Source organism: Enterococcus pernyi (assembly GCF_045371165.1).
Classification (GTDB): Bacteria; Bacillota; Bacilli; order Lactobacillales; family Enterococcaceae; genus Enterococcus_B; species Enterococcus_B pernyi.
Window position 1 is genome coordinate 138,670 of record NZ_JBIQDM010000004.1, and the last position, 12,257, is coordinate 150,926.

12 protein-coding genes are annotated in these 12,257 nt (G+C 38.0%); 3 read left to right on the forward strand and 9 right to left on the reverse strand.

Annotated features, from left to right (window positions below):
* Positions 1–2 precede the first annotated feature (2 nt).
* The 4 genes from ACH0AK_RS06755 to arfA all read right to left on the reverse strand — a co-directional run bounded on the left by ACH0AK_RS06755 (position 3) and on the right by arfA (position 4,782).
* The gene (locus ACH0AK_RS06755) at positions 3–866 is read right to left on the reverse strand and encodes a carbohydrate ABC transporter permease (protein ID WP_224434247.1); all 864 of its coding nucleotides are present in this window, start codon (positions 864–866) and stop codon (positions 3–5) included.
* A gap of 14 nt (positions 867–880) precedes the next feature.
* Complete coding sequence (locus tag ACH0AK_RS06760) at positions 881–1,777, reverse strand: carbohydrate ABC transporter permease (RefSeq protein ID WP_499796804.1); 897 nt, start codon at positions 1,775–1,777, stop codon at positions 881–883.
* A gap of 214 nt (positions 1,778–1,991) precedes the next feature.
* On the reverse strand, positions 1,992–3,263 hold the full coding sequence (locus ACH0AK_RS06765) for an ABC transporter substrate-binding protein (RefSeq protein ID WP_010736674.1): 1,272 nt from the start codon (positions 3,261–3,263) through the stop codon (positions 1,992–1,994).
* A 13-nt stretch (positions 3,264–3,276) separates the two neighbouring features.
* A complete protein-coding gene (gene arfA, locus ACH0AK_RS06770; protein WP_226076136.1) occupies positions 3,277–4,782 on the reverse strand; it encodes an arabinosylfuranosidase ArfA in 1,506 nt (501 codons plus the stop codon).
* Positions 4,783–4,985: 203 nt separating this feature from the next.
* Here arfA and ACH0AK_RS06775 point away from each other — a divergent pair, with 203 nt between their 5' ends.
* The gene (locus ACH0AK_RS06775; RefSeq protein WP_019723205.1) at positions 4,986–5,876 is read left to right on the forward strand and encodes an ArsR/SmtB family transcription factor; all 891 of its coding nucleotides are present in this window, start codon (positions 4,986–4,988) and stop codon (positions 5,874–5,876) included.
* 414 nt (positions 5,877–6,290) lie between these two features.
* On the forward strand, positions 6,291–6,629 hold the full coding sequence (locus tag ACH0AK_RS06780; protein WP_023520310.1) for a RidA family protein: 339 nt from the start codon (positions 6,291–6,293) through the stop codon (positions 6,627–6,629).
* Positions 6,630–6,895: 266 nt separating this feature from the next.
* On the opposite strand, the gene nadE is transcribed toward ACH0AK_RS06780, so the two are convergent.
* The 3 genes from nadE to ACH0AK_RS06795 all read right to left on the reverse strand — a co-directional run bounded on the left by nadE (position 6,896) and on the right by ACH0AK_RS06795 (position 10,035).
* Positions 6,896–7,723 carry an NAD(+) synthase gene (gene nadE, locus ACH0AK_RS06785; RefSeq protein WP_023520311.1) on the reverse strand — a complete coding sequence of 276 codons (828 nt, stop codon included), beginning with the start codon at positions 7,721–7,723 and terminating at the stop codon, positions 6,896–6,898.
* 12 nt (positions 7,724–7,735) lie between these two features.
* The gene (locus ACH0AK_RS06790; protein ID WP_010736679.1) at positions 7,736–9,208 is read right to left on the reverse strand and encodes a nicotinate phosphoribosyltransferase; all 1,473 of its coding nucleotides are present in this window, start codon (positions 9,206–9,208) and stop codon (positions 7,736–7,738) included.
* Positions 9,209–9,675: 467 nt separating this feature from the next.
* On the reverse strand, positions 9,676–10,035 hold the full coding sequence (locus tag ACH0AK_RS06795; protein WP_023520312.1) for a DUF1827 family protein: 360 nt from the start codon (positions 10,033–10,035) through the stop codon (positions 9,676–9,678).
* Between the two features lie 191 nt (positions 10,036–10,226).
* On the opposite strand from ACH0AK_RS06795, the gene ACH0AK_RS06800 reads away from it, so the two are divergent.
* Positions 10,227–10,979: a MerR family transcriptional regulator gene (locus ACH0AK_RS06800; protein WP_010736681.1), complete on the forward strand. Its 753-nt coding sequence runs from the start codon at positions 10,227–10,229 to the stop codon at positions 10,977–10,979.
* Between the two features lie 43 nt (positions 10,980–11,022).
* Here the strand turns inward: ACH0AK_RS06800 and ACH0AK_RS06805 are convergent, their stop codons facing one another.
* Positions 11,023–11,946, reverse strand: coding sequence for a LacI family DNA-binding transcriptional regulator (locus tag ACH0AK_RS06805; protein ID WP_023520313.1), 924 nt, complete (start codon positions 11,944–11,946; stop codon positions 11,023–11,025).
* Between the two features lie 16 nt (positions 11,947–11,962).
* Positions 11,963–12,235 (reverse strand): hypothetical protein, encoded by a 273-nt coding sequence (locus ACH0AK_RS06810; protein WP_010736683.1) that lies wholly within the window; start codon positions 12,233–12,235, stop codon positions 11,963–11,965.
* Between the last annotated feature and the right edge of the window lie 22 nt (positions 12,236–12,257).

The window sequence follows — 12,257 nt, forward strand, 5'->3', positions numbered from 1 at the left end:
TCTCACTCTTTCATGCCAGACATTGCAGTTCCTTGTACAAAGTATTTTTGAGCAAAAATATAAATGATCAACAATGGCAACATCGAAATAACTGTTCCTGCCATCACCGGTCCATAAAATGATATATTTTGTCCGGTGAATAAAGCTAATCCTGCAGGTAACGTCCGCATTTTCGAACTTGTTGTCAAAATCAGTGGATACAATAAATCATTCCAACTGTTCATCAACGTAAAGATTGCTAGTGATAGAAGTGTTGGCTTGCTCAAAGGCAACATGATCTTCAAGAAAATCTTGAACTCACCTAACCCGTCAATACGTGCGGCTTCTTCCAATGAATCTGGTAAAGTCACAAAAAACGACCGCATCATAAATATCCCAAAAGCAGTAGTCATCCGAGGAATGATCAATCCGGCATACGTATCTAACATACCTAAAAAGTTTGCTTGGATGAACAGTGGGATCATGAAGACTTGAAATGGGATCATCATCGTTAACAAAACAAAGTAAAACAACACCGATTTCCCTTTGAAGCGCATCCGAGCAAAAGCATACCCTGCAAGAGAATCAAAGAAAACAGAAGTGATCACTGTCCCACCTGCAAAGATTACTGTGTTTTTGATGTAATCTAACAACGGAATAGTCGTCCAAACCTTGATATAATTCTCAAAGGTATATTCATCTGCAAAAATTCTCGGGGGAAAAGAAATAATGTCTTTTTCATATTTGAACGAGGAAATGATCAACCATAGAAAAGGAAAAGCGATAATCAATAATACGAGTAACATTCCGACGACACGCAACCATTTCTTTCCATCAAAATTTTTCCGACGATTCGTTGAAACTGCTGTATAACTTTCCGAAAGCATATTATTACTCCCCCCTATTTCATTTGTTTTTCTTTTCTTGACATATATAAATTGGTCGAAATTGCCAGCACAGCTACAATGACAAACAGTACTGAAGATAATGCGGAAGCATAGCCTAACTCATATGGAGCGGTGAAGCCGCGACTATAAATGTATTGGACAGCTGTTTCCGTTTTGAATTGTGGTCCGCCGTTCGTTGCCACATATACTTGGTCAAACACTTGCATGGAACCAATCAGGTTGGTCAAGATACAAAAACCAAGAGATGGGATGATCTGCGGTAACGTGATATTAAAGAATTGTTGACGATTGGTTGCTCCATCCATTTGCGCTGATTCGTAAAGCGAAGGGGAGATTCCTTGAATAGCAGTGATCAGGATCGTCATCGTGACACCGAAATTTTTCCAAACCGTCATCAGCGCAACTGTTGGCATTGCTAATGTTGGATCACGGAAAAATTGTGGAATCGGCAAACCTACTTGTGAGAAAAGGTAAGGGATAGCCCCAACGTTTGGGTCAAGCAACATTGAAAAGATGATTGCAATGGATGTTAAGGAACAAATAACAGGGATATAAAAAGTTGAGCGACAAAAGCGATTGAAACGAGTATTCTTTGACAAGATCACCGCAGCTAATAAACCAACGATAATCTGTGTTGGTGTTTCAAGTAAGGTAAAATACAACGTATGGAAAAGTGAATTGACCGCACGTTCATCCCCAAAGATCCGCAAAAAGTTATCCATGCCTACGAACTCTCTTGAAGTAAAAAAGATGTTCAAATCAGTAAAACTGATCGCAAATGTACCAATCAGTGGCACCACTGTGAATAACAGTAGAATCAAAAAGGATGGCACTAAAAACAAATAAGCCGCTCGATCCGGTCGGTTCCAGTATCTGGTGAATGCTTTCATTTCGTCTATTTCCCCTCTTTCTTATTCGATGGATTCCTTGATGAACAGTTCAAGCGATGAAAAATCAGCCCAAGAAAGGAAAGAAGTTTTTCTCGAAAAAGGAAAGCGAAAGCAATAAATATGTTTTTGCAATTTATAGGACTTTCGCCTTATCCTCTACGAGATTCCTTCTATTTCTTTCGTTGTTTTGATTTCATTGTGAACTGTTACTCGATTATTCCTTCAATAGATCATTGATCTGATCATCTGCATCATTCATGAGTTGCTCTGGATCTTCACCAGCCAACAATTTTTCGATCAATGGATTAATGATGTCATTATTGATTGCTGCGATTTTCGTGAATCCTGGTAGATAAGGTTCAGCATATTCCATTTGTTTGGATAGTTCCGATACGATAGGATCATTCTTCACTTCTTCATCTTCTGCGACAGATGATAAGTAGGCAGGGAAGCCATTTTCAATACTCCATTTTTTACCGATTTCACTTGTGTTCCAGTATTTTAGGAATTCATAGATTGCCTCTTTTTTGTCACTATCTGTACTTGCTGGGATTGCATAACCAACACCATCTAAAATCGCTGTTTTTTCACCGTCCGCACTTGCTTGCGGTAATGTCGTTACACCATAATCGATTTCGTTTGCTTTCAAGCCGTTATTCAACCACGGTCCGTTGATGATGATCGATAATTGTCCAGCGTTCATCAAATTATCCATTTCTGCTCCTGAAATCGATTCTGGTCCTGCTTTATCGACATGGATCATTTTTTGGATGGCTGTTAGTGTTTCAAGATTTTCTGGTGAAGCAAACTCAGATTTTGTATAGTCATCGCTGACAAGTTTTCCTCCATTTGCCTTCATCCAGTTATAAAGTGGTGCAGTACCGTCTTTATTGAAGACAAAACCTGAGACATTTTTACTACTATCGGTCAGTTGTGGAGCCATCTCTGTTAATTCTGTCCAAGTAGTTGGTGGTGTTGTTTCATCCAAGCCAGCTTGTTTGAATAATTCTTTGTTCCAATACATATACATCCCTTGTACTTGCATCGGAATAAAGTATTGCTGATCATCCACCATTCCTAGATCTACCGCAGTATCTTTGAAATCTCCTTTATCCACACCGTCATATTCCCAGAAATCATCTACAGGCTGCACAGCCCCATTCTCCACATATTGAGCAAAATCAGCGTAGTTCAGTGCAACAAAATCTGGCGCTTTTCTCGAAGAAATAGCCGTTGGTAATTTTTCATTCAAATTAGCCCATGTCATCACATCCATCTCAATCGTGATGTTTTTGTCATTATTCTTATTAAAATCATTGACGATCTCTTGTAAGATCTCTCCGTCAGAAGCTGTAAACCCATTCCAAAAAGAGAGTGTGACTTCTCCGTCATTTTTACTTTGAGAAGAAGCACCACCGCCACAAGCACCTAATATTCCAGTCGCAGCTAACAACAATGAACCAATCATCAATTTTTTTCCTCGCATCTCTATCTCCTCCTTATTTGTTCGGGGTCAAGCTTGTACGGATCACATTCCAAGATAACGGTTTCAATTTGCAATTCAACTGATTTTCTTTATGTTCGTAGGCTTTTGAAGACACAGGTTTGATTTGCTCATTTCCTGCTTGATTGACCGCTTTGATTTCATAGCCAGACATCTCTGAAAAATTAATGACTTCCTCAAGCTTTAAGTCAGAAAATTGTAGATCTAAACTCATCTCTTCTTCTCCACGATTCACTGCAAAGATCACCAACTCATTTTTTTCTTCATTCAGCACCGCGATACTTTCTAAATATGGAACTGTATCAAATTCACTCGTTGCATACGTATCGACAGTGATTTCAGGTCGTAAAGCAATACCTTGCCCTAAAGTCGCGACTTGCATAAATGGATAATAGATTGTTTGACGCCATGCTTCACCGTCTTCTTCTGTCATGATCGGAGCAATTACGTTGACTAGCTGCGCCAGACAAGCAATTTTTACTCGATCAGAATGTTTTAACAAAGTGATCAATAAACAGCCCAATACTAAAGCATCCTCAAAATTATAGTGATCTTCTAATAAAGGTGGGGCCACTTGCCATGGCTTGACTGTTTGATCATGTTCTGTCGAATGATACCAAATATTCCATTCATCAAAAGATAGATTGATTTGTTTCTTGCTGTGTTTTTTCGCCTTGATTGCATCACACATCGCAACAACACCAGAGATGAACTGATCCATATCGACTGAACGAGCTAAATAATTTTTCAAATCATTTGTTTGATTGCCATAATACTGATGCAATGAAAGATAATCGATTTGTTCATAGGCTTGATCCAATACAGTCAATTCCCACTCACCGAACGTCGGCATTTTACTATTCGAGCTACCACATAAAACGACTTCGATCGATTCATCGACAAGTTTCATTGCTTTTGCTGTTTCTTCTGCCAGCCGTCCATACTCCGCTGCTGTCTTATGACCGATTTGCCAAGGACCATCCATTTCATTGCCTAAACACCACGTCTTGATCGAAAAAGGTTCGGTTTGTCCATTTGCTATTCTTTGCTCACTCCAATAAGTACCACTAGGATAATTGCAATATTCTACTAGATTTCTTGCAGCATCTAAGCCACGTGTTCCAAGATTGACAGCCATATTGATCTCAGCGCCCACTTCTTGACACCACGCAGCAAATTCATGCACCCCCACTTGATTTGTTTCTAAAGATCGCCAAGCAAGGTCTAATCTTTTCGGCCGCTCCGCTATAGGCCCCACACTATCTTCCCAATTGAACCCAGAAACAAAATTCCCACCTGGATACCGGATCAATGGTACCGATAATTCTTTGACTAGCTCCATAACGTCTTGGCGAAATCCCTTATCATTTGCAGTCGGATGATCTGGTTGATAGATCCCTCCATACACTGCACGTCCCATATGCTCAATAAACGAGCCATACAAACGACGATCGATTTCCCCTATCTTTTGCACACGACTAACTGACATTACAGCTTCCATATGTCCCCTCCTTTAATTTATACATGAATCATATCTTTCTTTGAAAGCGTTGTCAATAATAATATTATTAAATATAAAAATATTTTTACATTATAATTAACATAAATGTTAATTATATATATTAGTTTTATGATATTAACCTATAAATTAATATTTATGTTAATATATAGTTAAACAAAAACCTAAATAAGAGGTGAAAAATCATGCAACTCCAAATCAATGAAGAATCGTTACCTGTTTATGAAGCTTTAGCTAGTAAAACAAGGATAAAAATCATCCAGTTACTTTCAAAAAACAAAATGAATATCAAAGAGCTTGCCCAAGCACTCGGTATCAGTAGCGCGATTACAACAATGCATGTAAAAAAACTTGAAGAAGCAAATATCATCAAATCTGAAAAAATAGGCCAAAAAAAAATTTCCAGCTTACGTGTCGATAAAATCAACATCACGTTTCCAGAAAAAATCTTCAATGCCTTTGATACGAAAGAAACATCGATCCCTATCGGTCATTATACCCGCTATTCGATCGAGCCGACATGCGGTCTGGCAACGATCCATGACTTTATCGGCAAAGTCGATGAACCACGTTATTTTGCCGATCCACGACGAATGGATGCTCGGATTCTGTGGTTTACAAGCGGATTTGTTGAATATCAAACACCAAACTTTTTAAACGAAGAAGATACCTTGGAAATGTTGGAATTGTCCGTTGAACTATCTTCCGAGTTTCCCTTTTCGAACGACAATTGGCCATCGGATATCACTTTCAGCCTAAACGGTGTGGAATTAGGTAACTGGACAAGCCCAGGAGATTTCGCAGACATTCGTGGAAAACATACCCCGGACTGGTATCCAGATAATCTAAACCAATACGGACTATTGAAAACAATCCGTATCACTAAACATTTGACCAATATCAACGGCGAACCATTATCTGAAATCACGATCAATGACATCCCAAGAAACGAAGACGTCTGGACCTTCCGCATCGAAGTCAAAGAAGACGCCAAAAACGTCGGTGGCTGCACCCTATTCGGCAAAGGCTTCGGCAACTACGACCAAGATATCAAGATGAAGGTGTATTATAGTTAAGGTTGTGAAAGAAGCGGTCAGCACTGAGTAATAAGACAGAATCATCGAAAATGGTTTTTTCATTTTTGATGGTTTTGACTTATTATTGAAGTGTTGCTTCTTGAACACCGTTTATCTAGGTTGTGAAAAAAGCGGTTTGACCTGAGCAGTAAGATGAGAAATCAGAAAATAGCTTTCCATATTTTTTGATTTTTCAGCTTAATTTTGAAGGTCAGCTTTTTGAACACCGTTTATCTAAGTTGTGAGAAAGCCGTTTAGCTCCAAGTAGTAAGGCAGAACTTGAGAAAATAGCTTCTCATATTTTTTCAAGTTTTGACTTACTATTGAAGGAGCTGGCTTTCGAACACTGTTTATCTAGGTTGTGAAAGAAGCGGTCAGCACCGAATAATAATATCAATGAAAAGGAGTAATTTTATGGCTATCTATTCAAATAGTGTTATGACAGATTCACCTTTATTATTTATTTCCGGACAGACACCTCAAAAAGAGGATTACATTCCCGATGGTATCGATGAGCAAATACAAATCGTTGTTGAAAAAATAAATTCCATCATTATGGATAACGAAGCGAGTACCCAAAATATTGTCAAAATGAACGTGTATTTAACTGATGCTTCCTTTTTAGGATCACTTAGGACGACACTTATAAAACTATATGGAGAAAATAAACCAGCAATGACAGTAGTAATAGTAGCTGGATTGATTGATCCAAGATTCAAAGTAGAAATAGATGCTATTGTCGCTATCAAATGATTTTCTTAAGGAACATCGATTTGTTTCAGACTGTCAAAGAGTGTCAATCAAGTATAGCCGATCCTATTTTGTTTCTTTCAATACTGACTCTTCCAATGTGGAAAACTTATTTTTTAAGCCTTCTTTTCTATGAGAATGAAGCAAAGCAATAAAAATCTTCACCTTAAAAATACACTGGAGAACAAAACGCGAATACAAACAAAAATAAACCGTTAATCCCTTGATCAACAAAGGATTAACGGTTCATTTGATTCGTTTATTTCACTTTATTTCCAAAAATCATCAAAGATCGAAATTGGCAAATGACGTTTATGCTGTGTTTTATTCCACCATTGCTCGATTTTTTGTTGTGCATCTACTGGAATTTCTTTCCCTTCCAAATAGTCGTCGATCTCATCATATGTGACACCTAATGCGACTTCATCGGCAATCATCGGCTTGCCTTCTTCAAGGTCAGCTGTTGGCACTTTGGTATAGAGATGTTCTGGCGCGTCTAAAGCCTTCAACAATGCTTTTCCTTGGCGTTTATTCAAGCGGAACAATGGCAAAATATCTGCCCCACCGTCTCCATATTTTGTAAAGAAACCAGTAATATTTTCAGCTGCGTGGTCGGTTCCGATCACAGCCCCTGCGCGTTGTCCAGCAACCGCATATTGTGTGATCATTCGTTGGCGCGCTTTGATATTCCCTTTATTGAAATCACTGATTTCCACACCTGCTTCAATCAATGCTTGCGTTTGCGCATCGACAGCGGGTTTGATATTTACACGTAATTGGACGTCTGGTTGGATAAAGTCTAACGCCGCTTTGGCATCTTCTTCATCTGCCTGTTCTCCATATGGCAAACGTACACCGATAAACTGGTAACTATCATCTTTCGTTTCTTCCCGCATTTCTTCCATTGCCAATTGTGCTAAACGTCCGGCTAAAGTAGAATCTTGTCCTCCACTGATACCTAAAACCAAGGTTTTTAAGAAGGGATTCTTTTTCAAATATTCTTTCATGAAATCGATACTCACACGAATTTCATTTTGAGGATCGATGACTGATTTCACGCCTAATTCTTCGATGATTGCTTGTTGTAAATGATTCATCTTCCATTCCTCCTATAGTTCACTCGTTAATTGTGTGACGCTTTTTTTCATTCGTTCCATGATTGCCATCTTATGATTCCAGCAATCTGTTGATAGATCCACAGGATATTTTTGCGGATTCAAATCACGTTTGTATTCTTCCCAAAGAGAATCTAAGTTTCCTCTGGTATACTCTTTGATTTCTTCTAATGTCGGTAAGTCATAGACTCTCGTTCCTTCAACAAAAATATCTTGTAAAATTGGCCGAGCTGTAAAATCACGAACAGTTTTATTGATAAAGGTATGTGTCGGGTGGAACATGAAGATCTCTTCTTCTTGTCGAGGATCTTCGTCCCATAGTGTCACATAATCGCCTTCTGATTTCCCATCAAAGTTACGAGTGATACGCCATACTTGTTTTTTACCTGGTGTAGTAACTTTTTCTGCATTGCTAGACAATTTGATCGTATCGATCATTTCACCTTGTTCATTTTCGATGGATACCAGTTTGAAGACTGCACCTAAAGCCGGTTGGTCATAGGCGGTGATCAACTTTGTTCCCACGCCCCAAACATCGATTTTTGCTTTTTGCATTTTTAAGTTTAAAATCGTCGCTTCATCTAAATCATTTGAGGCATAGATTTTTGCTTCTGTAAAACCAGCGGAATCTAATTGTTCTCTGACCCGTTTCGAAATATACGCCATATCACCACTATCGATACGTACGCCTTGGAAATTGATCTTGTTGCCAAGTTCTTTTGCCACACGGATCGCACTAGGAACACCCGATTTCAAGGTATCGTAAGTATCCACTAGAAAAACACAATCTTTATGTGTCTTTGCATACGCCATAAATGCTTCATAGTCATTCCCATAACTTTGAACAAGTGAATGAGCGTGGGTACCGCTTGCTGGAATCCCGAAAATTTTCCCTGCACGAACATTGCTCGTTGCATCTGCTCCACCAATATAAGCAGCACGAGTACCCCAAACCGCAGCATCCAATTCTTGCGCACGGCGTGTACCAAACTCCAATAATGGATCGTCACCGATCACTGATTTGATACGAGCCGCTTTCGTCGCGATCAACGTTTGAAAATTCACCATATTCAATAAGGCTGTTTCTACTAATTGACAATGGGCTAATGGGCCTTCCACTTGGATCAATGGCTCATTCGCAAAAACAAGTTCTCCTTCACGAGCGGAACGGACAGTCGCTTTGAATTTGAATTCACGTAAATACGTCAAAAAGCCTTCCGGATAAACAGCCATTTCGCGAAGATACGCAATATCTGTATCAGTAAATGTCAAGTTTTCTAAATAATCCACTAATCGTTCTAACCCTGCAAAAACAGCATAACCATGATTGAATGGCATCTCGCGGAAGTAACATTCAAAAACTGCATGTTTATCTGCTCTATCTAGTTCCCAGTAAGTCTGCATCATGTTGATCTGGTAAAGATCCGTATGTAGCGTCAAACTGTCATCTGAGTAAGTTGTCGTCATCTTTTTTATTGCTCCTCTTAGCCAATTTTCATTTCTTATCCATTATAACAAAAAAATACCCTAGTAAAAGAAATCTTGTTTTATTTTGTACAAAGTAAAGAAATAAGATAGGAGATTGTGAGAAAGCCGGGCAGCTCCGAGTAGTAAGGTAGAACTTGCAAAAATAGCTCCTCATATTTTTTGATTTTTCAGCTTAATGTTGAAGGTCAGCTTCTTGAACACCGTTTATCCAGGTTGTGAAAGAAGCGCTCAGCACTGAGTAATAAGACAGGAAAATCAAAAATGGCTTTTTCATTTTGGATTTTCTTGGCTTATTATTGAAGTGTTGCTTCTTGAACACCGTTTATCTAGGTTGTAAAAAAACGCCTAAATCCCAAAGATCAAACTATCTTGGAATTTAGGCGCTTTACTTCCTATCGCTTATTCAATTTAGGATCATCCATAACTTTCTTGCTGTATTGATCGAGCTATGCAATCGTTGCGATGGCTTGTTCTACAATGACGATATCCTTATTCGGCCGTTTGAACTGAACACCCGCTTCTTCTAATTCTTGCTTGACACCTACATGGATATTGACCGCTGATCGTTCTGTTTTCAACACTTTTTTGATTGCATAATCAATTTCCTGTTTAGTGATTTTCTTTTTTGTATTGATCATCACTAATTGGACTTGATTATAGGTATCGATCAACAAAATCTGTGTACGATCTAAAGAAAATAGTTTATAAAATCGAATAGCAGAATTTCTAAAAAAGAAATCAACGATTTTTGGATAAAAAGTTTTGATATTCAAGTTGCTCGTAATCGGAGTTTCAATCAGTTTCATACTTTTCCTCTTTTCTTAATTTTTTTACTCAATAAAATAAATCGCTTTCATAAAGACGATAAAAAAACAATTTGATTTCCCTCTCTTCGTTTAATAGTATAACATATAATCAATTAGATAAAAAAGATGATTTTTCACTTGACCTTCTCGTTACGTCAAGGATTATGCTAGTTTTGTCAGGAGGGAAAACAATGGAATACACAATTAAGAAAATGGCACAGCTCTCAGGAGTAAGTAGTCGTACACTACGTTTTTACGATGAAATTGATTTACTCAAACCCAAACGGATCAATTCAGCTGGTTATCGTATCTATGGTTCTCAAGAAATCGATCGTCTACAACAAATTTTATTTTATCGATCCTTAGATTTTCCACTGAACCAAATTCGCGAATTATTAGATGATCCTACCTTTGATCATCAACATGCACTCATCGAACATCAGAGAAAACTACTAGAGAAACGAGCAGAAATTGATACTCTCCTGGCAACCGTCCAACAAACATTAGCACAATTCAAAGGAGGAAAAAAGATGACTGACCAAGAAAAATTTGAAGGATTAAAAAAACAAAAAATAACTGAAAATGAAACAAACTATGGCACAGAGATCCGTGAAAAATACGGAGAAGAAACGATTGATAAAGCAAACGAACAATGGCAAAACCTTTCCCAAGAAAAATACCAAGAAATGCAAGAAGTTGAGCAACAATTACTAACGAATTTAACGTCTTATCTGTCTGACCAATCAAATCAGGCACTTGCAAAAGAAATTTTTGATGCACATAAAAAATGGCTATTATTTAGTTGGCCCACGTATCAAGCAGAAGCCCACAAAGGATTAGGTATGCTGTATATCTCAGATGAACGTTTTACTGAATACTATGATTCTCGCTGTGGTAAAGGCGCCGCTATAGCATTGAATGAGATCATTCAAGCTCATGCATAAATAAAAAAAGACAAATCCACAAAAAGGATTTGTCTTTTTTATTTCACGGACGTTGAATAAAAGTATACGGAATCTTTACTTGTTCGACTGTATCATTCAAAAACAAACGAAAAGCGGTTTCACCACATTGTTTCAAATGGTGATCAATTGTTGAAAAATTTAATAATTCACTGATCAGCATATTTTCCCTACCAACAATTGGTATTTTTTGTTTTTTGTAGCTTTGCAGGATTCCCGCTGCTACTGTGTCTGAATTCGTGAAAATGCCATCAATTCCTCGTTCCTTAAAAAATTCCCCTGCCATTTCCCCATGCTCGGTATCAATACACTGCCAGTAGACATCAGCTTCATTAAAGTCAGGAAAAATCTCTTTACACAGTTTTAATGTGATTTTCGAATTGTAACTCATTCGACCGGTTCTTCCTAAGGTGACACCTAAACGTTTGACACCTTGATCTTTTAAAAAGGATAAGCCATCAGTAATCGATTGTTTGCGATCAATATAGACACTCATTACTTCCAAGTCTTCGATCTTTTCGCAAAAGACGATAGGGCCATAGCGTTGATAATCAAGCAACAACTCTAAGGGATTTGCTCTTGATGTAATGATCAATCCGTCAAATGCTTTCGCCGCAAACTCTTCTAAATATTGTTGTTCCCGTTTTATTTGGTAGTTTGTTGGCAACAACGTCACTTTATAGCCCTCACTAAAAGCGACTTCAATGATTCCACTGAGCAACTGATCAAAATATGGGTGATTTGTGTAAGGTAAAATGACACCAATATTTTTAGTTTTTCCAGAACTTAGTTGTCTGGCATTGGCATTCGGTACATAATTTAATTCTTTGATCACTTTCAAGATCTCTGTTCGTTTCGCTTCATCGACATAAGGATGTTGATTGATGACACGGGATACCGTCGAAACAGAATATCCTGTTCGTTTGGCTATATCTCGGATGTTTGCCATGACTACTGTTCGCCACCTATACAAAAAGATTTTCTTGTAGATAGTCTACCACAGCAGGTCCACATTCGAAAAATTGATACAATGTTCCTTGGTCATAGAAACTGATTCGTTGACCACCCCAATAATTATCCTTGGTCAAACCAGAAATATCTGCTAAATTGATTTTTTTGATCACCGATCGATTAAGGCCTTGAAAACTAGACAACACGAGCATGGAATCTTTAAACTCAACAAATGCGTAAAAACATTGATTTTTGGTGCCTTGCGTTGCTTTGATATAGGTATTCATAAGAAGCCCTCCTTTATTTATG

Excerpts from the sequence above, each read along its gene's own strand:
- ACH0AK_RS06755 (WP_224434247.1), bottom strand. The coding sequence starts at position 866 with ATGCTTTCGGAAAGTTATACAGCAGTTTCAACGAATCGTCGGAAAAAT.
- ACH0AK_RS06760 (WP_499796804.1), bottom strand. The coding sequence starts at position 1,777 with ATGAAAGCATTCACCAGATACTGGAACCGACCGGATCGAGCGGCTTAT.
- ACH0AK_RS06765 (WP_010736674.1), bottom strand. The coding sequence starts at position 3,263 with ATGCGAGGAAAAAAATTGATGATTGGTTCATTGTTGTTAGCTGCGACT.
- arfA (WP_226076136.1), bottom strand. The coding sequence starts at position 4,782 with ATGGAAGCTGTAATGTCAGTTAGTCGTGTGCAAAAGATAGGGGAAATC.
- ACH0AK_RS06775 (WP_019723205.1), top strand. The coding sequence starts at position 4,986 with ATGCAACTCCAAATCAATGAAGAATCGTTACCTGTTTATGAAGCTTTA.
- ACH0AK_RS06780 (WP_023520310.1), top strand. The coding sequence starts at position 6,291 with ATGGCTATCTATTCAAATAGTGTTATGACAGATTCACCTTTATTATTT.
- nadE (WP_023520311.1), bottom strand. The coding sequence starts at position 7,723 with ATGAATCATTTACAACAAGCAATCATCGAAGAATTAGGCGTGAAATCA.
- ACH0AK_RS06790 (WP_010736679.1), bottom strand. The coding sequence starts at position 9,208 with ATGACGACAACTTACTCAGATGACAGTTTGACGCTACATACGGATCTT.
- ACH0AK_RS06795 (WP_023520312.1), bottom strand. The coding sequence starts at position 10,035 with ATGAAACTGATTGAAACTCCGATTACGAGCAACTTGAATATCAAAACT.
- ACH0AK_RS06800 (WP_010736681.1), top strand. The coding sequence starts at position 10,227 with ATGGAATACACAATTAAGAAAATGGCACAGCTCTCAGGAGTAAGTAGT.
- ACH0AK_RS06805 (WP_023520313.1), bottom strand. The coding sequence starts at position 11,946 with ATGGCAAACATCCGAGATATAGCCAAACGAACAGGATATTCTGTTTCG.
- ACH0AK_RS06810 (WP_010736683.1), bottom strand. The coding sequence starts at position 12,235 with ATGAATACCTATATCAAAGCAACGCAAGGCACCAAAAATCAATGTTTT.